Source organism: Massilia sp. DJPM01, assembly GCF_030348125.1.
GTDB lineage: Bacteria > Pseudomonadota > Gammaproteobacteria > Burkholderiales > Burkholderiaceae_D > Telluria_A > Telluria_A frigida.
Map to the genome: position 1 here is coordinate 1 of NZ_JAQOZV010000069.1, position 17728 is coordinate 17728.

The 17728-nt window shown below is 61.3% G+C and carries 14 protein-coding genes; 8 read left to right on the forward strand and 6 right to left on the reverse strand.

Annotated features, from left to right (window positions below; all coding sequences use genetic code 11):
- The coding region (locus PO883_RS29640) for a peptidase domain-containing ABC transporter (RefSeq protein WP_289312967.1) at positions 1 to 2086 on the forward strand (2086 nt) is incomplete at its 5' end.
- 42 nt (positions 2087 to 2128) lie between these two features.
- Here the strand turns inward: PO883_RS29640 and PO883_RS29645 are convergent.
- Positions 2129 to 2527: a hypothetical protein gene (locus PO883_RS29645; RefSeq protein ID WP_289312968.1), complete on the reverse strand. Its 399-nt coding sequence runs from the start codon at positions 2525 to 2527 to the stop codon at positions 2129 to 2131.
- 11 nt (positions 2528 to 2538) lie between these two features.
- Entirely contained in the window at positions 2539 to 7215 is a 4677-nt protein-coding gene (locus tag PO883_RS29650) for a DUF6861 domain-containing protein (RefSeq protein ID WP_289312969.1), read from the reverse strand.
- Positions 7216 to 7390: 175 nt separating this feature from the next.
- On the opposite strand from PO883_RS29650, the gene PO883_RS29655 reads away from it, so the two are divergent.
- Together PO883_RS29655 and PO883_RS29660 are read left to right on the forward strand one after the other, a co-directional pair.
- Complete coding sequence (locus tag PO883_RS29655; protein ID WP_289312970.1) at positions 7391 to 8134, forward strand: SMI1/KNR4 family protein; 744 nt, start codon at positions 7391 to 7393, stop codon at positions 8132 to 8134.
- 56 nt (positions 8135 to 8190) lie between these two features.
- The gene (locus PO883_RS29660; protein ID WP_289312971.1) at positions 8191 to 8463 is read left to right on the forward strand and encodes a hypothetical protein; all 273 of its coding nucleotides are present in this window, start codon (positions 8191 to 8193) and stop codon (positions 8461 to 8463) included.
- A gap of 109 nt (positions 8464 to 8572) precedes the next feature.
- Here PO883_RS29660 and PO883_RS29665 read toward each other — a convergent pair whose 3' ends face one another.
- Complete coding sequence (locus tag PO883_RS29665) at positions 8573 to 8752, reverse strand: pyridoxamine 5'-phosphate oxidase family protein (RefSeq protein ID WP_373890118.1); 180 nt, start codon at positions 8750 to 8752, stop codon at positions 8573 to 8575.
- Between the two features lie 161 nt (positions 8753 to 8913).
- Positions 8914 to 12705: a WGR and DUF4132 domain-containing protein gene (locus tag PO883_RS29670; protein WP_289312972.1), complete on the reverse strand. Its 3792-nt coding sequence runs from the start codon at positions 12703 to 12705 to the stop codon at positions 8914 to 8916.
- A gap of 437 nt (positions 12706 to 13142) precedes the next feature.
- Between PO883_RS29670 and PO883_RS29675 the strand changes: the two genes are divergently transcribed.
- Positions 13143 to 13445, forward strand: coding sequence for a putative quinol monooxygenase (locus PO883_RS29675; RefSeq protein WP_289312973.1), 303 nt, complete (start codon positions 13143 to 13145; stop codon positions 13443 to 13445).
- 45 nt (positions 13446 to 13490) lie between these two features.
- Here the strand turns inward: PO883_RS29675 and PO883_RS29680 are convergent, their stop codons facing one another.
- Complete coding sequence (locus PO883_RS29680) at positions 13491 to 13670, reverse strand: hypothetical protein (protein ID WP_289312974.1); 180 nt, start codon at positions 13668 to 13670, stop codon at positions 13491 to 13493.
- A gap of 354 nt (positions 13671 to 14024) precedes the next feature.
- A complete protein-coding gene (locus PO883_RS29685) occupies positions 14025 to 15263 on the reverse strand; it encodes a sodium:proton antiporter (protein ID WP_289312975.1) in 1239 nt (412 codons plus the stop codon).
- Between the two features lie 274 nt (positions 15264 to 15537).
- On the opposite strand from PO883_RS29685, the gene PO883_RS29690 reads away from it, so the two are divergent.
- From PO883_RS29690 to PO883_RS29705, 4 genes are read left to right on the forward strand one after another with little or no spacing between them, the layout of a single operon-like run.
- On the forward strand, positions 15538 to 15954 hold the full coding sequence (locus PO883_RS29690) for a DUF2170 family protein (RefSeq protein ID WP_289312976.1): 417 nt from the start codon (positions 15538 to 15540) through the stop codon (positions 15952 to 15954).
- A 10-nt stretch (positions 15955 to 15964) separates the two neighbouring features.
- A complete protein-coding gene (locus PO883_RS29695; RefSeq protein WP_289312977.1) occupies positions 15965 to 16693 on the forward strand; it encodes a PspA/IM30 family protein in 729 nt (242 codons plus the stop codon).
- A gap of 9 nt (positions 16694 to 16702) precedes the next feature.
- Entirely contained in the window at positions 16703 to 17029 is a 327-nt protein-coding gene (locus PO883_RS29700) for a hypothetical protein (RefSeq protein WP_289312978.1), read from the forward strand.
- Positions 17030 to 17060: 31 nt separating this feature from the next.
- Positions 17061 to 17702, forward strand: a complete 642-nt coding sequence (locus tag PO883_RS29705; protein ID WP_289312979.1) for a ubiquinone biosynthesis protein — start codon at positions 17061 to 17063, stop codon at positions 17700 to 17702.
- The last annotated feature ends 26 nt before the right edge of the window (positions 17703 to 17728 follow it).

Sequence of the window (17728 nt, forward strand, 5' to 3'; positions counted from 1 at the left end):
ATCATTCGGACGCCGACAGAAGTTGCGGCTGCATCTTCAAACCGAGTCATCCGAATGCGGCCTTGCCTGTGTTGCCATGATATGTTCCTATTACACAGGTGAGTCGAACATGCAGGTTCTGCGCCGCAATGGCTACGTGTCTGCAAAAGGTGCCACTCTAGGAAATATTATCTCAATTTTCTCTGCCTACGGATATGGATCCCGACCTGTACGGGCAGACCTGGACGATATTGCAAGCCTCACCTTACCCTGCATTTTACATTGGAATCTCGACCATTTTGTAGTCCTCTCGCGCGTCAGTGCGAAAAATGTTACGATCTTCGACCCATCTGGAGGTATTCGAAAAATTTCGATCGCTGAACTGTCCCGGTCGTTTACCGGAATCGCTTTGGAGGTGTGGCCAGTAGATATGCAGAATATAGTTTCAGAAGGTGACATGTCGCTGAGACTATTTCGGGCCCTCGGGAATATATCAGGGATATGGGGCTCTGGGGTTCGAATATTTATTCTTGCATTTGCACTGGAATTATTTGGAATTCTTTCGCCGTTTTACCTTCAGCTTGTGATCGACAAAGTAGTTGTTTCAGCAGATAAAGATTTGATGACATTATTAGCGCTTGCCTTTGGTACGCTTGTGATTTTTCAGCAAACGACGAAAGCGTTGCGAGCTTGGCTAATCTTATTCCTCGCGAACTCTATCGGAATACAATGGCAAGCCAACGTCTTTTCTCACCTCATCCGTCTCCCCGTCCAATATTTTGAACGGCGTCAGATCGGCGACGTTACTTCGAGATTTTCGTCAATTAATGCGATTCAAAGTACTCTAAGTACGTCTTTTGTTGAAAGCGTCATCGACGGAATTATGGCGATCGCCGTTCTTATTGTCATGTTTATATATAGCGTGTCCCTCACCAGCCTCACGATAATTACTATCGTGCTCTACTGCGCGGCAAGGTATTTGTGGTATCGGCCAATGAGCCGTGCCACTGAAGAGCATGCGGCGAATTCTGCGCGACAACAGACTCACTTCCTCGAAACAGTACGAGGTATAAAGTCGATCAAACTATTTTCTCGATTCGATGAACGTCGAAGCTCATGGTTCGGATTCCTTATTAGTGAGGTAAATTCCAGTATTCGGATGCAAAAGATACTGCTCTACTATAAGACATTTAATGGGTTTTTATTCGGCTTGGTTAATGTTGTTATTATTTGGCTGGGTGCAAAAATTGTGATGGATGGATATTTTACTATTGGTGCTTTTATCGCTTTCAATGCATACAGATTGCAATTTGAAAGCAGAGTAACCGCTTTTATCGACAAATTTTTTGAAATAAAATTACTGCGCGTTCATGCAGATCGGCTGGCTGACATAGTATCTACTCCTACTGAGGAAAACGAAACAGCTAGCGTGGATCTACGGTCCGGGGAACTAGTTCCGAGCGTAGAGGTCACTCATCTTTCGTACAAGTACAGCGAATTTGAACCTCTCGTAATTGACAATGTGTCGTTCCAGATTTCCGCAGGCGAATGTGTTGCAGTGTCGGGCCCGTCCGGTTGCGGCAAATCAACGATGGTGAACCTTTTGCTTGGGCTTTTAAAACCTACGAGCGGAAGCGTTACGGTTGGCGGAAGAGGTGTATCGAATCTGGATAGCGCGTCGTTTCGCGCCATCATCGGGACAGTCTTGCAGGACGATGTTCTGTTCGCCGGCACGATAGAAGACAATATTGCTTTTTTTGATCCTAACCCTGATCTCGAATGGATTAGAGCGTGTGCGGAAACTGCGGCGATTGCGGCAGAGATCGAGGCCATGCCCATGCGATACATGTCCTTGGTTGGCGATATGGGGACGATTCTGTCAGGTGGACAGAAACAACGAATCTTGTTAGCACGCGCATTGTATAAGCGGCCTAAAATTCTCATTCTTGACGAAGCCACCAGTCATCTCGATGTCAGCAATGAAAAAAAGGTCAGTCAGAATATCAGTAAACTGAAAATAACCAGAATTATAGTCGCACACCGCCCGGAAACGATCGCTAGTGCCGACAGAGTTCTTTGGATGGTTGATGGCCGACTAGTTCAATGAGCGCCAAGGCAGGTTGACACCCAATCCACGCAAGTGGCGCCGCTAATCGGCCCGTGCCGCCGATATTTCCTTCAGAATTAATGCACCGGCCAATTCATCGGAATAGTCCAGATAACCCCGCGCATTCGCTTCTTTTTCGCAAAGGAAGCTCTTTACAAAATCCGGTGCGATTTCCTGGAAATCCCCGATCGGCAAATCGGTCGCGGCCGAGAACTCCAGGGTGTAGGCGTCGCATTCCTCTCCATCGGGGATGCCGAACAGGATGAAGGTCGATCCGGAACCGGCGTGCCTGGCGACGAATGCGGGCACCTCCTCGTAACGTCCCGATTCGTCCATCTCGAAGCTGGTGCCGTCAATGGCACTTTCCAGCCTGCGCGCCACCGTGTCGAGCGGCTCCAGGCTTGGGATTTCTACTGAGGCAAGTAAGTTTTTCTTTTGCATTGCGTTGTTCCTTAATTCCCGGTCGGGAAATAATGCTGGGTTTCCTGTTTCCTGGCGATTTGTTCCTTGGTAAATACCCTGAACACAGGAAGCTCGCTCTTCATTCCTTCAAGAACCGGATTGTCTTTCATCGTTGTTTCAAGATCCTTGAACGTGTCGTTCAGTGATTCATCCAATTTGCTGATGTCTTTGAAGAAGGTCTTCTTCGGAAACTGAGCGGCCAGGTCATCGCTGATGACAAACAAGTCGATGTCGTAGCCTTGCGGCCCGTCATAAGGCTTGCCGCCTTTGGTGGCAACGATGCCATCGAATGCGACCCGTTCCCCGTCCGGTCCCAGCTTGGTGGGATTCTTCAAGCCATCGACCAGGCTGCCCCGGAAGCCGATTTTTGCAGTCGGGTCGAGCGCCAGTATGCGTTCAATCGACGGTTGTACCGCCGCCTCGATTTGTCCGATGATCAGGGTGCGATTGGCGTTGCCATGCAATACCAGCACTTCCTCGAAGGACTTGCCGGTATGGTCGGCGCCGCATTTCGTGCATGGCGTGAGCCCGAGCGGATCGACCCACCGGGTGGGATTCGGCGCATACGCATGCAGATTGTTGCCACCCAGCAGACCGATCGGGTCGCAGGACACGAAACGGCCAACGTCGGGATCGTAATAGCGGAAGCGATTGTAGTGCAGCCCGGTTTCGATGTCGTGGTACTGGCCCTGGAAACGAATCGCCTGGAACTGGTCCAGGCCGTCCGCCGAGGAGTCTATGTGCGCGGCCGGCGTGGTTTCTTCGAGCAGCTTGCCCCAGGCCTTGAACGTGGCGCCCCAGGTGAGCTCGCCATCGGGCGCGGTCGCTTCGCGCGGCGTGCCCAGGTGGTCGGTGTGCAGGTAGGTGAGCACCGGTCCGGTGTGCGCATCGTTCCCGCCCGCGGACGGCGGCGCCAGGTCCGACTGCGCCACTGGCACGAACGAATGCGGCTCGTAGATGTAGGTGCGGCTGTGGCCCTCGCGCGCTTCGCCGAGCAGGCGGTTGCCATCCCACGAAAAGCGCGTGGTGCCCTGTTTGTCGCGTTTGGCGATGCGGCGTCCGAACGGGTCGTAGGCATATTTCACCGTGTGCAGCGTCGGCTGCTCGTCCTGCGCATTGCGCGTGATGACCGCCTTGACCAGCTGGTGCGCGCCGTTCCACTCGAAGCGCATGCGCGTGTGGCTGCCGACCAGCTTCTCGCTCAGATTGCCGTGCGCATCGTAATCGTAGCGCTTGTCCTCGAACACGCGCACCCGGTTGCCTTCGACCCGGCCCACGCCGGCAACGCTGGCGTCGAGCAGATTATGCGCGGGATCGAACGCAAAGCGTTCGTCCGACTGCGGCTGCACCGCCGACAGGATGCGTCCGATTACGTCATAGCTATAGGTCGTGCGGCCGTTGCGCTTGTCGTCGATGGCCAGCAGGTTGCCGCTGTCGTCGTATTCGTACTGGCGCGCGATCACCGGCGCGGCGCCTTCGCCCACGCCGATCTGTCCGGTCACCTGCGACAGCAGCCGCCCCGCGTGGTCGTAGCGGAACTGGCTGGTCAGGGCGCCGTGGGTGCGGCTGACCGGACGGTGCAGCTGGTCGCGTTCGATGTCGGTGATGACCTCGCCATCGATATTGATCTGGTGCAGATGGCCCGAGCCGTAGAACAGGTTGTTGAGCACCCGGCCATCCGGCAGCACGGTCTGGATGCGGTTGCCCATCTCGTCGTAGGCATGGCGCAGCAGCGTGGTTCCAGCGTCGCTGTCGGTCTGCTCGGCCACCAGCCGGCCCAGCGCGTCGTATTGCAGCGACACTTGCGCATCGGCGTTGGCGGCCTGGGTCATCCGGCCCAGCTCGTCGTAGGCATAACGCAGGCGCAACTGTTCCGCGCGCGCCTCGCCGGTCACGCGCGAGACGATCTTGTCGACCAGCTGGCCCGCGCTGTCGCGCAGGTAGCTGGTGTCGATGCGGCTGTATTCGGTGCGTTCGCCGCTGCCGTGTTCTTCCTTCGCCACCAGCTGCCCGCTGTCGTCGTAGCGGTAGCGCGTCAGGCGCGCGTCGAATCCGGTTTCCTCGATCAGGCGGTCGAGCGCGTCGTAGACGAAGCGGTGGGCGTCGCCGTTTTCATTGATCAGCTCAGCCATGCGCCGCACGCCGTCGTAACGGTATTCCATCACGCCACCGCGCGCATCGATGCGCTTGCGCGGCTTGCCGTCTTCGTCGAGCTCGTAGCTGGTGCGCTTGCCGGCGGCATCGACGCGCGCCAGCAGGCGGCCCAGCGCATCGTATTCGTAATGCTCGGCCGTGCCGTCGGGCTGCACCGCGCTCATCAATCGTCCGGCCGCGTCGTAGGCATACGCGGTCGCACTGCCATGCGCATCGGTCACGCGCAGCAGGCGCCCGTCCTCGTCGTAGCTGTAGTAGCTGCTGTTGCCCGAGCAATCGGTGTAGCTGATCAGTTGCGCGGCGCGGTTGAACGCCAGCTTCTTGACGCCGCCGGCGGCGTCGACCACCTTCACCGGCAAACCCTGCTGGTCGTAGTGGTAGACGGTGCGCTGGCCGAGCGCGTCGGTCACGCTGTGCAGGTTGCCGCGCTCGTCATACCGCAGCGCGGTGGTGGCGCCGAGCGCATCGGTGATCAGGGCCGGCTTGTCGAACACGGTGTCGTACACGATGCCGGTGCCCTTGCCGCCGCTTTCCACCCGCACCACCCGGCTGCGGCCGTCATAGCGGTAACTGGTGCTGCGTCCGCCCGGATGGATGATGCCGACCAGGTTGCCGTTGCTGTCGAGGCGGCGCGTGGTCTCGCCGCCGAGCGCGTCGATCATGCCGGTAAAGCGCCGCTTCTTGTCGAAACGGTAGTGCTGGGTGCGCCCCAGGTTGTCGGTGACCACGGTTTCGCCGGCCAGGTAGCGGAAATCCCACGACATGCCATTGTTGGTCCAGTTGCGCGTGACCTTGCCGGTCCATTCAATCTCATCGTATTCGTAGCGCGACACCAGCCCGCCGGGCTGCGCGTGCTCGACCATGATGTGATTGCTGTAGGCGAACTGGCGCATGAGCTGGCCCATGCGGTTGCGCACCTCGGACAGGTTGCCCAGCGCATCGTAGGCGTAGCTCACCAGCACCTCGTTGGTGGCTTCTTCGTAATCGACCGGGTCGCGCTGCACGCTGACGCTGCCCAGGCGCAGCTGGCCGCGATGCTCGATGAAATCCAGCACGAACACGCGCCCGGCGCTATCCTCGATGGTCTCGGGCAACTGGCGCGCGTTGTAGGCGATGCTGATCTTGTTGTCGTTGGCGTCGACCATGCCGACCAGCACGGCGGTGTCGTAGGCGCGTCCGAGCATGGCGAACTGGCTGCGCAAGCCCTTGTCGTCGATCAGCTCGAAGCTGCGTTCGCCGCTGCGCTCCAGGGTGATTTTTTCCGACAGCGAATACAGCGCATCGCCCACGCGCGGTAGCGAGAAGGTGATGTCGCGCTGAAACGCGTCCTGCACGACCACCTGGCCTTCGCTGATGTGGAGCGTCTCCGACAGCGGCGTGCTCCAGCCCTGGCCGAGCCAGCCGGCTTTGCGCTGCGCCGAGCTGTAGACGCGTTGCCAGGCCAGGGGCAGGGCGGCGGGCAGGGAAAAATCGCGCTCGCTGGTGCCGGCCAGGATCTTGCTGCCGGAAATAGGATTGACCGGATTGGCCACCAGCAGGCAGGCCGGGCAGGATTCGGCCGCTTCGCCTTCCTTGCGCGGTTTTTCCTTGACCGGCGCCGGGTTTTTCACCGGCTCAGGCGCGTGCGCGCTGGCTGCCGGCGCAGGTTTGGCTTTGGCGGCAGCGGCAGCGGCCGCAGCGGCGTCGACATCGGCGGCGGCGCTGCGAGGTTGCAGGGCCGGATGGTTGGCCAGTACGTCGCGGTTGGCGGCGACCCAGCTGGAAAACTTGGGACCCAGCTTACTTTTGCTCAAGTGCTGCAGCAGCATGCTCTGCTTGGCTTGTCCGCGCGACAGATACAGCGCGATGGCCGACAGGATCGCAATGAACAACAGCATCTTGCCTTGCGCAAACGCTTCGACCGATTGCTGCATCATGGTGGCGGACTGGGCGCGCGCATTCTCGGGAAGGCGGCCCGCCTGCCACGCGAGGGCAAAGCCTTCAATCATCTTGACGGCCATGTCGGGGATGGTCTTGCCGATATGAATGACCAGTTCGCCCAGGCCCATCCAGACCAGGACTTCGGTACCGAGCTGGGCGCCCAGGGTGGAGCCGGCCGCTGCGCCGGGCACGGCGCCGATACCACCGCCCAGCGCGCCCAGCCCGCCACCGATGGCGCCGCCGAGCACGGCGCCGCCACCCACATACAGGGCCACTTCCTTGGCTGCCGACCACAGGATGACCCAGACCAGCGACAAGTCCAGGCCGGCCAGCTGGGCTTTGAGCAATTCCGTGAAACGGTGTTCGGAGCGGTCGAGCGCGGTGGAAACAAACATGCCGCAACGCACACTTTCAATTTGCAGCGTGGCTTCCCCGATGCGTTCGATCGACTCGACCATGTGATTCGAGAGGCGGCGCAGGCGCCGGTGCATATCGCGCCGGGCCTGGTCGCCAGCCATCTCGTAGCTCTGCTGCATCTTTCTCAGGGTATTATTGAAGCTGGTCCAACCGTTTGAATCGGAATGATTTGTCATGCGTGCTCGGGCTTGTTCGTGGTCGTCGGGGCTGAATTCAGTATCTAAAAATCAACATATCCATGCTAGTATATCCAATTTCCAAAAAGATAAGCTTCCTTTTTTTGCATCTGGCGCGGCCGATTGAGCCTGCCCTGCGGTTGGAATCGATGCACTTTTTGTCGTTGCGGGAGCAATGTCGGCCATGGTGATCAGCAAGCAAGTGGTGTGGGAGTCGCTGTCACGCTTCGTCAAGCCGTCGCTGCTGGCGGAAGCGGCGGCGCAACTCCCGTCCGGCTTGCCGGTGCCGCCGCAATGGGTGGCGATCTTGCAGGCGCAGCAAGCCAGCGGGCGCCTGGAGGCCTCGGCCGGCTGGCATGATTTCTCGGCGCAATTGCCGAACCTGGCGACCTTTTTCAACAAGCAGGCCAGGCCGCTGCTATTGCTGGCCGAGGTGGACCATGCCGTGTCGCTGCTGTATCCGTTTACCGCCGGCGGCGAGCTGTACCTGTATCGGGGGCATCCGCCGCTGACGGCCGTGCCTGAACGGTTTCAGTCGGTGTGGCCGCGCATTCCGCAGCAATTTCGTGACTTTTACACAACGGTGCACAATGGCTGGACCTTCTTGTCCGCCAATTCCATGGGGCCGCTGCCTGTGGCGGACTGGGCTTACCTGTCCGAGGACCGCTTCGATATCGATGACGCGACGGCGGCCGCCATGCCTGTCGATATCGGCAAGGTGATTACCGTCTTTCACAACGGCGGTGGCGATTACCTGTGCCTGGACTTGTCGGCGCCGGACGGCGTCGCAACGGGCTTGATCTGGTGGCATGACGATCCGGGGCATCCCGACGTGGTCAATTTCTGGGCGGCGCTCGATGCCTGGATCGGGGTTTTTTTCGAGGACGTCGATAGCGTTCCGGCGCGAGCGCTGGCTTGAGGCAAGCCGCCACGACGCCGCGCGTCTCACCAATGCAAAAAATGGTCCGGTAAGGCATGGCGACATCCACTCAAACACTGCGTCTGGTTCTCTACCGCATATTGTTTACGCATGAGGTCACCGATTTTGCCGGCCTGGCCGAGACCCAGGCAAGCCTGATCAGGCAAAGCCACGACGATGACACGCTCGAACACATAGCGGCAGCGCTGACGTGGGCCACCAACCATCCCAACTTCGATTACCAATCGCTGCTTCCGTATATGCCCCATTCCAGCGCGCGCCTGTACGACTATCTGTGCAAACTGGCGCGGGTGTGGGGCGTGGGGTAGACCGTACGCAACGCCCGATTGGACGCATGCGATATGCGCAGCTACACGGCGATGTGGCCTTCGATCGAATCGTCGAGGGTTTTGCCGATCACGGCGCCCACCAGCATCTTCACGCCGGCGACGGCCTTGCCGTGCTTGTTATCCCAGTAGTAGCCCTGGCCCGGGTGATTTTAATGGCCGTGATACGCGGATCGTGTTCGCCTTCGGTGAACCAGGTTTTCAGGATGAAGTTCCACAGCTCCTTGATCCTGGCCTTGTCGCGCGTGATCGTGGCCACGCCGTCGAGCACAAGGAATCCAGAGCAGCGGGGCGCCAGCCTAAGATGCGGGCCGCGCTCCGGGCATCCCGAGAAAAACAGGATTCGCTAAGGTCCACCACAAGCGGTCGGGGAAAAAGCGCGTGCAAAGCCCAATCATGGCGCGGTTACAAACCCGTGCAGACGCCACCCGCCTATGCACACAGCCCGGCGATATCGCGTATCAATTCGCTCAGGGCAACCGGGTCGAGCGTGGACAGGCTTTCTGTCGGCGAAGGAAAACCGTCCCGGTTGGCCTTGCCGTACTGTACGAAGGCGAGCGTCTGCTCCGGGTTCTCGGTAAGATTGCCGGTATAAATGCCGGGACCAAAGGAAAGCATGGCCGCCTTGTCAGTGCCGATCGGCTTGCAGAAGTAATACATGCAGCCGTGGTCTTCCGCACTGCCGCGGCGCCAGCCCCGGTTGACCAGACCGAGTATCCGGCCGGTCGGCACTACCTTGCCCTCCCACCTCTGCAATGTGCACCCGTCCAGCTCGTCGGCTTCAGCGCGATAGCTGTCGCGGCCGAGCTGCGCGAATGGCTGCAGCAATTCGTAGTCGGCGAACAGCTGGCCAAAGGCGGTAGCGTCGCTGGCGGGCAGTTCCAGCGCATGAGGAATGCCGATCCGCACGTCGGAACCGTCGGGCAGCACAAAATCCTCGTCGCCGGCGCCGGTATAGAAGCCCTCCGGCGTCACCCGGAAACAGGCGACCAGGCGCGCCCGCTCCTGCGCCACCTGCTGGTACACGCCCCATACCAGGCGTTGCACAAGGTGGCGCAGCAGCGGGTGCTGCGCCAGGACGGCCACGAAGACTTCGGCAGTCCAATGACGTGGCGTGCACATGGCGCACTCGAGCCGGAACACCTGCTGCGCCGCGATCACCTTGGCATCCTTTTTAAGCAGCTTGAAGCGCGCCACCGCTTCTGCCGCCAGGGCCTGGTCATCGCTGGCTTTCGGTTTTGGCAGGTCTTTCAGGCGCGCCCCGCTGTCGTCGCGCACATAGGGATTGAGCGTCTCGTCAAAGCCGACCGTAAACCGGCGCGGCCCGAAGTCCAGTGCGAGCTTGCCGTTATCGTCCAGCCCCAGGTCCGGCGCCAGCCGGTCCTCGAGCTCCTCGATGCTCAGATTGCGCGCTTCGGCGATCTGCTCGATCTTGGCCCGTGCGCGGTCCTGCAGGGCCTTGAACTTGAGTTTTTGGGCGATGCCGTTCAGGAGCATGAGCGCCGTATCGGTGCCGATGGCAGCCAGTATGTCCAACCCTGCTGCCGCGCGTGCGTGTTGCGACTGGCCGGGCCACGCCCGCACCAGCGGCGTCAGTTTGCGCGCGCTGCGATCGTTGCCCAGCATCCCCAGCGCGAGAAAGGCCCAGCCCTCCTTGGCCGGGGCGCCGGCGTCCATCCAGGCCCTGAACAGATCCCAGGCGAAAGCGTCCAGCGAATCGGACGTGCACGCGGCCTTGACGTCGACGATGCCGGCGTAGGGGCCTTCAATGGTGGGAAAGCGCAGCATGGTCCCGAGATGGTCGAGCGCCTCGTCGGGCAAGCCCTTGCCACTAGCGGCGAGGACCGGGCGGGTCCATCCGGCCGGCTGCCAGAAATCGGGCGCCTTGATGCGCTTGTCGGGGTAGCGGTCGAGCGGGTCTTCGTCCAGCAGCGCGCGCACGCGCAGCGCCACGGCCGGATCGGGGTAGCGCTTCGCCACCGCCATCAGCAGAGCGTCGTGGCCTTCCGCCGCCAGCAGGCGCAGCGCCAGCACTGCGCAGCGGCGCTCCGCCCCAGGCGCCGCGAGCGCATACGCGATCAGGCCGCAGGCGGCATGTTCGGGAAACGCCAGCAGCCACTGGCGCGCGGTATCGCGCACCGTCTTCAGCTCTGCAAAGGCACGCGCGACGGGCAGCGCCAGTTCGATCGCCCCCAGGTGCAGCGCGAGGTGGAGATTTTTCAAGGCACGGAACGTGCAGACGAGGACCATGCCGGGGATCGCGCCGACACCTGACCGGGCAAGGACAAAATCGATATCGTAGTCCCCCTGGCAGGCTAGCTCATTCCAAAACGCCAGCCCCGTTGGCTGCGGCATAAGCATGGCGCCGCGCGCACTGAAATAAGGGCACTCGTCGCGGCTGTCGCGAAGCTCGATCCACAATGCGGCCAGGTCAGCGCCATCATGCTTGGCCAGGCAGCGCGCGACACGGTCAGTGTTCTTCGTGCCGAGGCGGAACCAGTCGATCAGCCCAGGCAAGTTGCCCAGCTTTTCGCTCAGCGTCCGGTCCCAATCGCTCGGCACAAGGAGTGCCTCGCGTTCGCCCTCGGCCCACTGTTCGACGGGCGCCAGGTCCAGCAGATCGAGCTCCATCGGTGCCGGTGCGCGGCGCCCTGGCACCGTCCATGGCGCCACGGCCAGCACGCGCGGCAAATCGGCCGGCCCGGCCAGGTCGGCGCGCTCGCCAATGTGCGCGCTCAATACGTCGATGACCTTGTTGGCCTCGTCCGAGAGCCATGGCCGCAGCGCGGCCAACATGTCGGCTTGGCTGCGCAGCAAGGTCGCGAGCATGGGCGCGAACGCCGTCATGGCCTTGCGCTCGGCGCCGATCATCTCGCTCAGCCCGGCAATGCCAGCTAGCGGCCAGCACTGCACGGCAGCGGTGAAGCGCGCCATCGCCTCTTTGCCGGTACTGCTCGCCCCGGCCAGCGCGCGCATGGACGAAGGCGTGCCGATACAGGCCAGGCCTTCGGCAGCCAGGTCATTTTCCGGATACGCGACCAGCAGCGCCTCGGCAGCGAGGCCGCGTTCCTGCAGCAGCGTGGCGACCAGCCGGGGGTAGGTGAAGCCCGATTCGGCGCCACGGTATGAGGGCGGCGCATATGTTATCAGGCGCACGGTTTCCGGCGAGCTTGCCCCCAGTTGCAACCAGTACGCGGGCGTAAAGTCCGGGGTGGCCGCGTAGTCCAGTATCAGCTGCTCGCACCAGCCGGCCTGCTCGGAAAACAGCAGGCCGAACAGTGGACGGCGCTTGACCGGCAGGCCGGGCACGGCTGCCTGGCAAAGCGCCAGGCATTGATCCCATGTAGCTTGGTCGGCATGGGCCAGGTGTGCGCGATAGGCCAGTTCGGTGGCCGTGTAAATACCGTTATTCGTGTAGTTGAAGGCATTTTCGTCGGCATCGGTGAAGCTGAAGTAATACCCATTCGATTTGTGCTCGACGGTGCAGCTCCAGCGCTCCATCTGCAACAGCACGTCCAGCGCGTAGGCCAGGCCCTTGCGTGCCACCAGAAAATCGACGAATGCCGACCCGGTGCTGCGCGCCGCCTTGCTGTAGGAAGGTAATTGTGCTTCGGCCGCAAGCAGTATCGCGTCCGATTCCAGCGAGCCTTCCCATTGGTCCTGATGGAAGCGTGTAGCAGCCTCGTTAACGGCGGGTTTGAAAGCCTTGGAGGCCACGTCGTACTCGGGATAACAAAAGCTCTCGGTCATCGCTTCGCAGAATTTGTCCCACAGTTTTGCCAGGTCGTTGCCTGGCTTTTTGCCGGGAAAGCGGCGTGACGGCAGCGCCAGCGCGGCCAGCTTCGGCGGTATGACGACGAGGGTGTCGAGTGCCAGCCACGGGGCGATATCAGTGCGCGCGCCAGGGGACGCTGGCGCTGCCGCAACCGGAGCGATGGGTTCCGCCGGTGCCACACGTGGCGTCGCTGCCTTCGCAGCCGGGACGGGCAGTGGGACCTGCGCTGCGACAGGGACGCCGGCACCTGTTTCGACATAGCCCTTTGCGGTCTTCTCCTTGACCAGCTTGGCCAGCGCGGCAGCCGCCTTGTCCGCATCGGCATGAACCTTGGTCTGGCGCTGGCCGGTTGTACCGAATTTGCCAAAGCAAACGTTAAGCTCGCAATCATCCTGTTCAATGCTCCAGAATTTGCGGGATGTGCCGTCGTCAAACTCGAAATGCCGCATGCGTTCCGCCTTATTGTTGTGTGCGTGGGTCAAACTAATAACATTGCATTATCGCTCATGTAGGTCGGCAGGCGCGGTTACAAATCCGTGCAGTGCCCGACTGTACTAAGTGCACAGTGTGGTGAGGTCGCTCCCGGAGAATCGGGGGCCGATTCGATCGCTGCTCAAAAGCGCGCGCAAGCCCCATATTTGCGCGCTTTTACAACCCGCTAACACTGCGCGGGAACGACGACTTAACGGTATCGACATGGAATCTGTTCGCGCTGATTAGGCAGACACACCCTGGCCGGCGTGCGCCGGCCAGGTGAAACCGGGCTGCGCCAACGGCCTTGGAGAAGAGGAGATATAATTCAGGAAAGATTGTTGAAGTTTTAATGATGCATGCGCGTCGATTATGCTGGCAAGCTTTCCTTTTCAACGTACGCCATGGAGCACACATGCTGGTTTTTTCCGTCACACTCACCGCCAAACCGGACGCAGCCCCGGCCCTGATCGAACTCGCCGCCATGCTGGTGCCGCTCTCGCGCGCCGAGCCTGGCTGCATTCGCTACGACTTCCTTCAATCGCCGCATACCCCGAACAAGTTCGTCTTTTTCGAGCTGTGGGAGAGCCGGGCCGATCTGGATGAACACTACCAGACGCCGCACTTCAAGACCCTCGCCGCGCAGTTGCCTGCGCTGATCGAAGGCGAACCCGAACCCGTGAGCTATGAAACCGTGGGGCCAATACCTGGCTTCTGATCGCAGGCACGAACCGGTGCGCCCGCTACAGGTGCGCCCGGCATATCAGCGCGTGGTCCAGTGCCATGCCGGTTTTTCCAGCTCGCGCATGCCCACGACCCGGGTCGCGCCACACTCCTTTTCCAGGCAAATCGACTGATAGCCGCGCTGCTTCTCCAGCGCTGCGATCAGCCCGCTGGCGTGCGACACCGCAATGATCTGCGAATGCCGTGCCGCCTTGCCCATCAGGCGTCCGAGCGGCGCCAGCAGGTCGGGGTGCGAGCTCGTTTCCGGTGCTTACAAAGGCTGCAATGTCATAGCGCGAGCGATTCACCGGCTAAAAGCTGTCCGCGCCGTCGCAACACGCTACGACAAGCGCAGCCATAACTTCTTTACGGCCGTGCTTGTGGCAACAACGATGATCTGGCTCCGATGACGTCAGTCAGACACACCCTGGCGCCTGACCAAGTTTTTCCCGCGCCACCGCACATGTAGCGGCTGGTACTATCTCGCATGAATCACGCTTCAGTCGCGGCCTCATCTCTGCCACCGTCCTGCTCGTTAACAATCAGGATTTGACAGGAAAAATCTGCTGATTACCTACGCGCCGCGCGGGATCCAGCGGCGGATCAGCACCCCGATCGACCCACCCTGGACCAGGATGGAAAATACCACCACCGCGTACGTGAGCGTGACCACGATGTCGCGCTCGGGAGAGCTGGGGATCGACAGTGCCAGCGCCACCGAAATGCCGCCGCGCAGTCCGCCCCAGGTCAGCACCTGCCACGAACCGCCCGGCAGGCCCGACACGCGCCGCGCCAGCGCCACCGGCAGCCCGACCGACAGATAGCGTGCGAACAGGGTCACGGCGATGGTGATCAGCGCCGCGATGCCCAGCATCGGCGAGATGCGCACGACAATCATTTCGAGTCCGATCAGCACGAACAGCACGGCGTTGAGTATTGAATCGAGCAACTCCCAAAACGAGTCGACGTGTTCGCGCGTGGTGTCCGACATGGCCAGCGCGCGACCATGGTTGCCGATGATTAAGCCGGCGACAACCATGGCCAGCGGGCCGGAAATGTGCAGATGGGTGGCCAGCGCATAACCGCCGGTGACGGCGGCCAGGGTGATCAGCACTTCTTCCTGATAGCTGTCGATACTGGCGAGTAAGCGATACGTCAGGTAGCCCAGCAGCAGGCCGAAGGCGACCCCGCCGCCCGCTTCCTGCAACAGCAGCATCGATGCCTGGCCCACGCCGGGCGCCGTTCCGCTGACCAGTACCCCGGCAATGAGGGCGAACAGCACCACGCCGACGCCATCGTTGAACAGGGATTCCCCGGCAATGACCAGCTCCAGGCTTTCCGGCGCCTTGGCCGATTTCAGGATGCCCATCACGGCGATCGGATCGGTGGGAGAAATCAGGGCGCCGAACAGCATGCAGTAAGTCAGCGACAGCGGCAGGCCGACCAGCGGCAGCGTCCACCAGAGAATGGCGCCGACCACGATGGTCGAGATCAGCGTGCCGAACACTGCCAACAGGCCGATCTGCAGGCGGAAGGCGCGCAACTTGGCCAGGTCGACGTGCAGGGCGCCGGCGAACAGCAGGATTGACAGCATTCCCTGCATCAGCACCTCGCTGAAATTGATCGAGGTGAGCAGCGCGACGGCGCGGTGGTGCAATGCGCTCACCCCGAGCGCATTCAAGCCCAGCAGGGCGGACGACAGCAACAGGGCGATGGCCATCACGCCGATGGTGGTCGGCAGCCGCACGAAGCGGTGATTGACATAGGCCAGCAGGGCGGTCAGGACAAGGAGAATGGCAACAAGATCTAGCATGGCAATCTTTCAAAACGGCGGTGCCGGGTAGGCATCAAGCCTGCGGTACGGAGCGGTACGGGGCGGTCAGTGTAGTCCGGAAATGGCATGGTAGCAACATTTGTCGGGAGTAAGCAACCCGTTATTGTTGATGTTTCACCAATCAAAGGAATTGCTGATTTGCATCTTGACATTTTATGTCGGCGCTCTATACTTTGACATATTATGTCTTTTGGCCCGCTCGGGGATGATTGAAGTACCGCCGCAAGCAAGGATGAAAATGATGGAAATGGCAATGAAACAGATGCTGGAGATCGAGCAGGCGCTGCTCCGCAAGCTCGGCTCGGTGGGCGTGAGCAGCCATCTGCTGCCGCCGGCCGATGCGGACGGCGTGCCGGTAATGCGGATCAGTATCGAAGGACTGGAAGAGTTGCCGGTGTTCGTCACCGGATCGCCCAGCCAGGTACTGTGCATCTGCTATTTGTGGACCGAGAGCGAAATCCGGCCCGAACGCCGGGCCGAGCTGCTCGAAACGATGCTGGACCTGAACATGGCCATCCCGCTGTCGAATTTCGGCCGCATCGGCGAGCACTACGTGATTTTCGGCTCGCTGGCGCACGACGCCAGCGCCGCCAGCATTGCAACGGATGTGGCGATGGTCGCCGACAACGCGTTCGAAGCCCTCGACGTGTTTACTGAATTCTTAAAATAAGGAGAGCATCATGGCTGTCTTTTCCAAAATCCTCACCATGCTGCGCGGCGACGTGCGCAGCATCGGCCAAAGCCTGGTCGACCACAATGCCAACGCTATCTACGAGCAGGAAATCATCGAAGCGAAGGCCCATGTGGCGCACGCGCGCCAGGAGCTGACCGCGGTCATGGCGCGGGAAATGCAGGCCGGCCGCGAGATCGACCGGATCGGACGCGACCTGCGCCGCTACGAAGAACTGGCGCTCGAAGCGCTGCAAAAGAACGAGGAAGCGCTGGCCGGGGAAGTGGCCGACAAGGTGGCCGGCCTGGAAGTGGCGCTGGCCGAACAGACCAGCGCGCGCGACGATTTTGCCGGCCATGTGACGCGCATGAAAGACCTGATCCGCAACGCCGAGGCCAACTTGCGCGACCACGAGCGCGAACTGGCCATGGCCAAGACGACCGAAAGCGTGTACCGGGCCACGGCCACCATTTCGGGCAGCATGGGCAGCAGCGGGTCCAAATTGATGAGCGCGAAGGAATCGCTGGAACGCATCCGTCAGCGCCACCAGGACACGGCCGACCGCCTGCAGGCGGCCGAGCAGCTCGACGGCGAACTCGGACATACATCGCTGGAACGCAAGCTGGCCGCCGCCGGCATCGGCGCGACCGCCAGCCGCAAGGCACAGGTGATGGCGCGGTTGCAACAACGCCTGCATGCGGACGCGGACGCCGGCGTTGCCGGCGCCAAGCCGGACTGAGGGGGACGCATGGTCAGTTCTCCGCGCTGGACCGGGTCGGACGCGGCCTTGCGCGCCGTCCAGGTGGCGTTCGATGTCGAAAAGCAGGTGATCGACGCGGTGCGCTATGCCGCGCTCGAACAGCAGGTGTCGCCGTCGGACCAGATCCGCCTGATCCTCGGCTTGCCGGTCACCAGCAAACCGGTGCGCCCGCGCCTGACGGTCACGCTCAGCGATGCCGACTATGCGATCCTGGCCGAGCGCTTCGGCGTGCCGGCCGACGACAAGCGCAAGATCAAGGAAGCGCTGCACGAAGCCCTGATCCGGTTTGCGCAAACCCGGCAGCGGGACGCTTGATTTTTTCCACAACAACAATAAGGCATTCGCGATGGACATCTGGCACCTTTTGAACAGCTTTCCGAGCGCCATTCCCACGGTGCTGCTGGCCGTGCTGCTGATTTACTGGCTGCTGTCGATGATCGGCCTGCTCGACATGGGCGATGCGATCGACCTCGATGTGGACGCCGGCCACGCGGCCCACGAGGGGCACAGCGTGCCGGCGCTGGCGGGCTACCTGGTGGCGCTGGGCTTGGGCGGCGTGCCGCTGTCGGTGGCCGCCAGCGTGCTGATGTTCTTCACCTGGCTGGGCACGGTCCTGCTGCATCAATACGTGGTGGTCTGGTTGGCGGGCGCGCCGCTGCGCATCGGCGGAGGAATCGCGGCCTTGCTGTTCGCGGCGGCGCTGGCCGTGCCGCTCAGCGCGCGCGTGCTGCGGCCCTTGCGCGGCTTGTTCGTCAAGCATGCGGCGCGCGCCAATGCTAGCCTGGTGGGGCTCGACTGCAGGATCGTCACGCGCTATGTCGACCGCAGCTTCGGCCGCGCCGAGGTGGGCATGCAGGGCGCCAGCATCAATATCCGGGTCTGGGCCGAGCCGCCCAACGCCCTGGCCAGGCATTCCAGGGCCATCATCGTCGCCTATGACGAGGCCACCCGGCAGTATGAAGTACAGGCAGCACCCGACGCCATTTAACGACTTATCACTCGAATCAGAAAGAA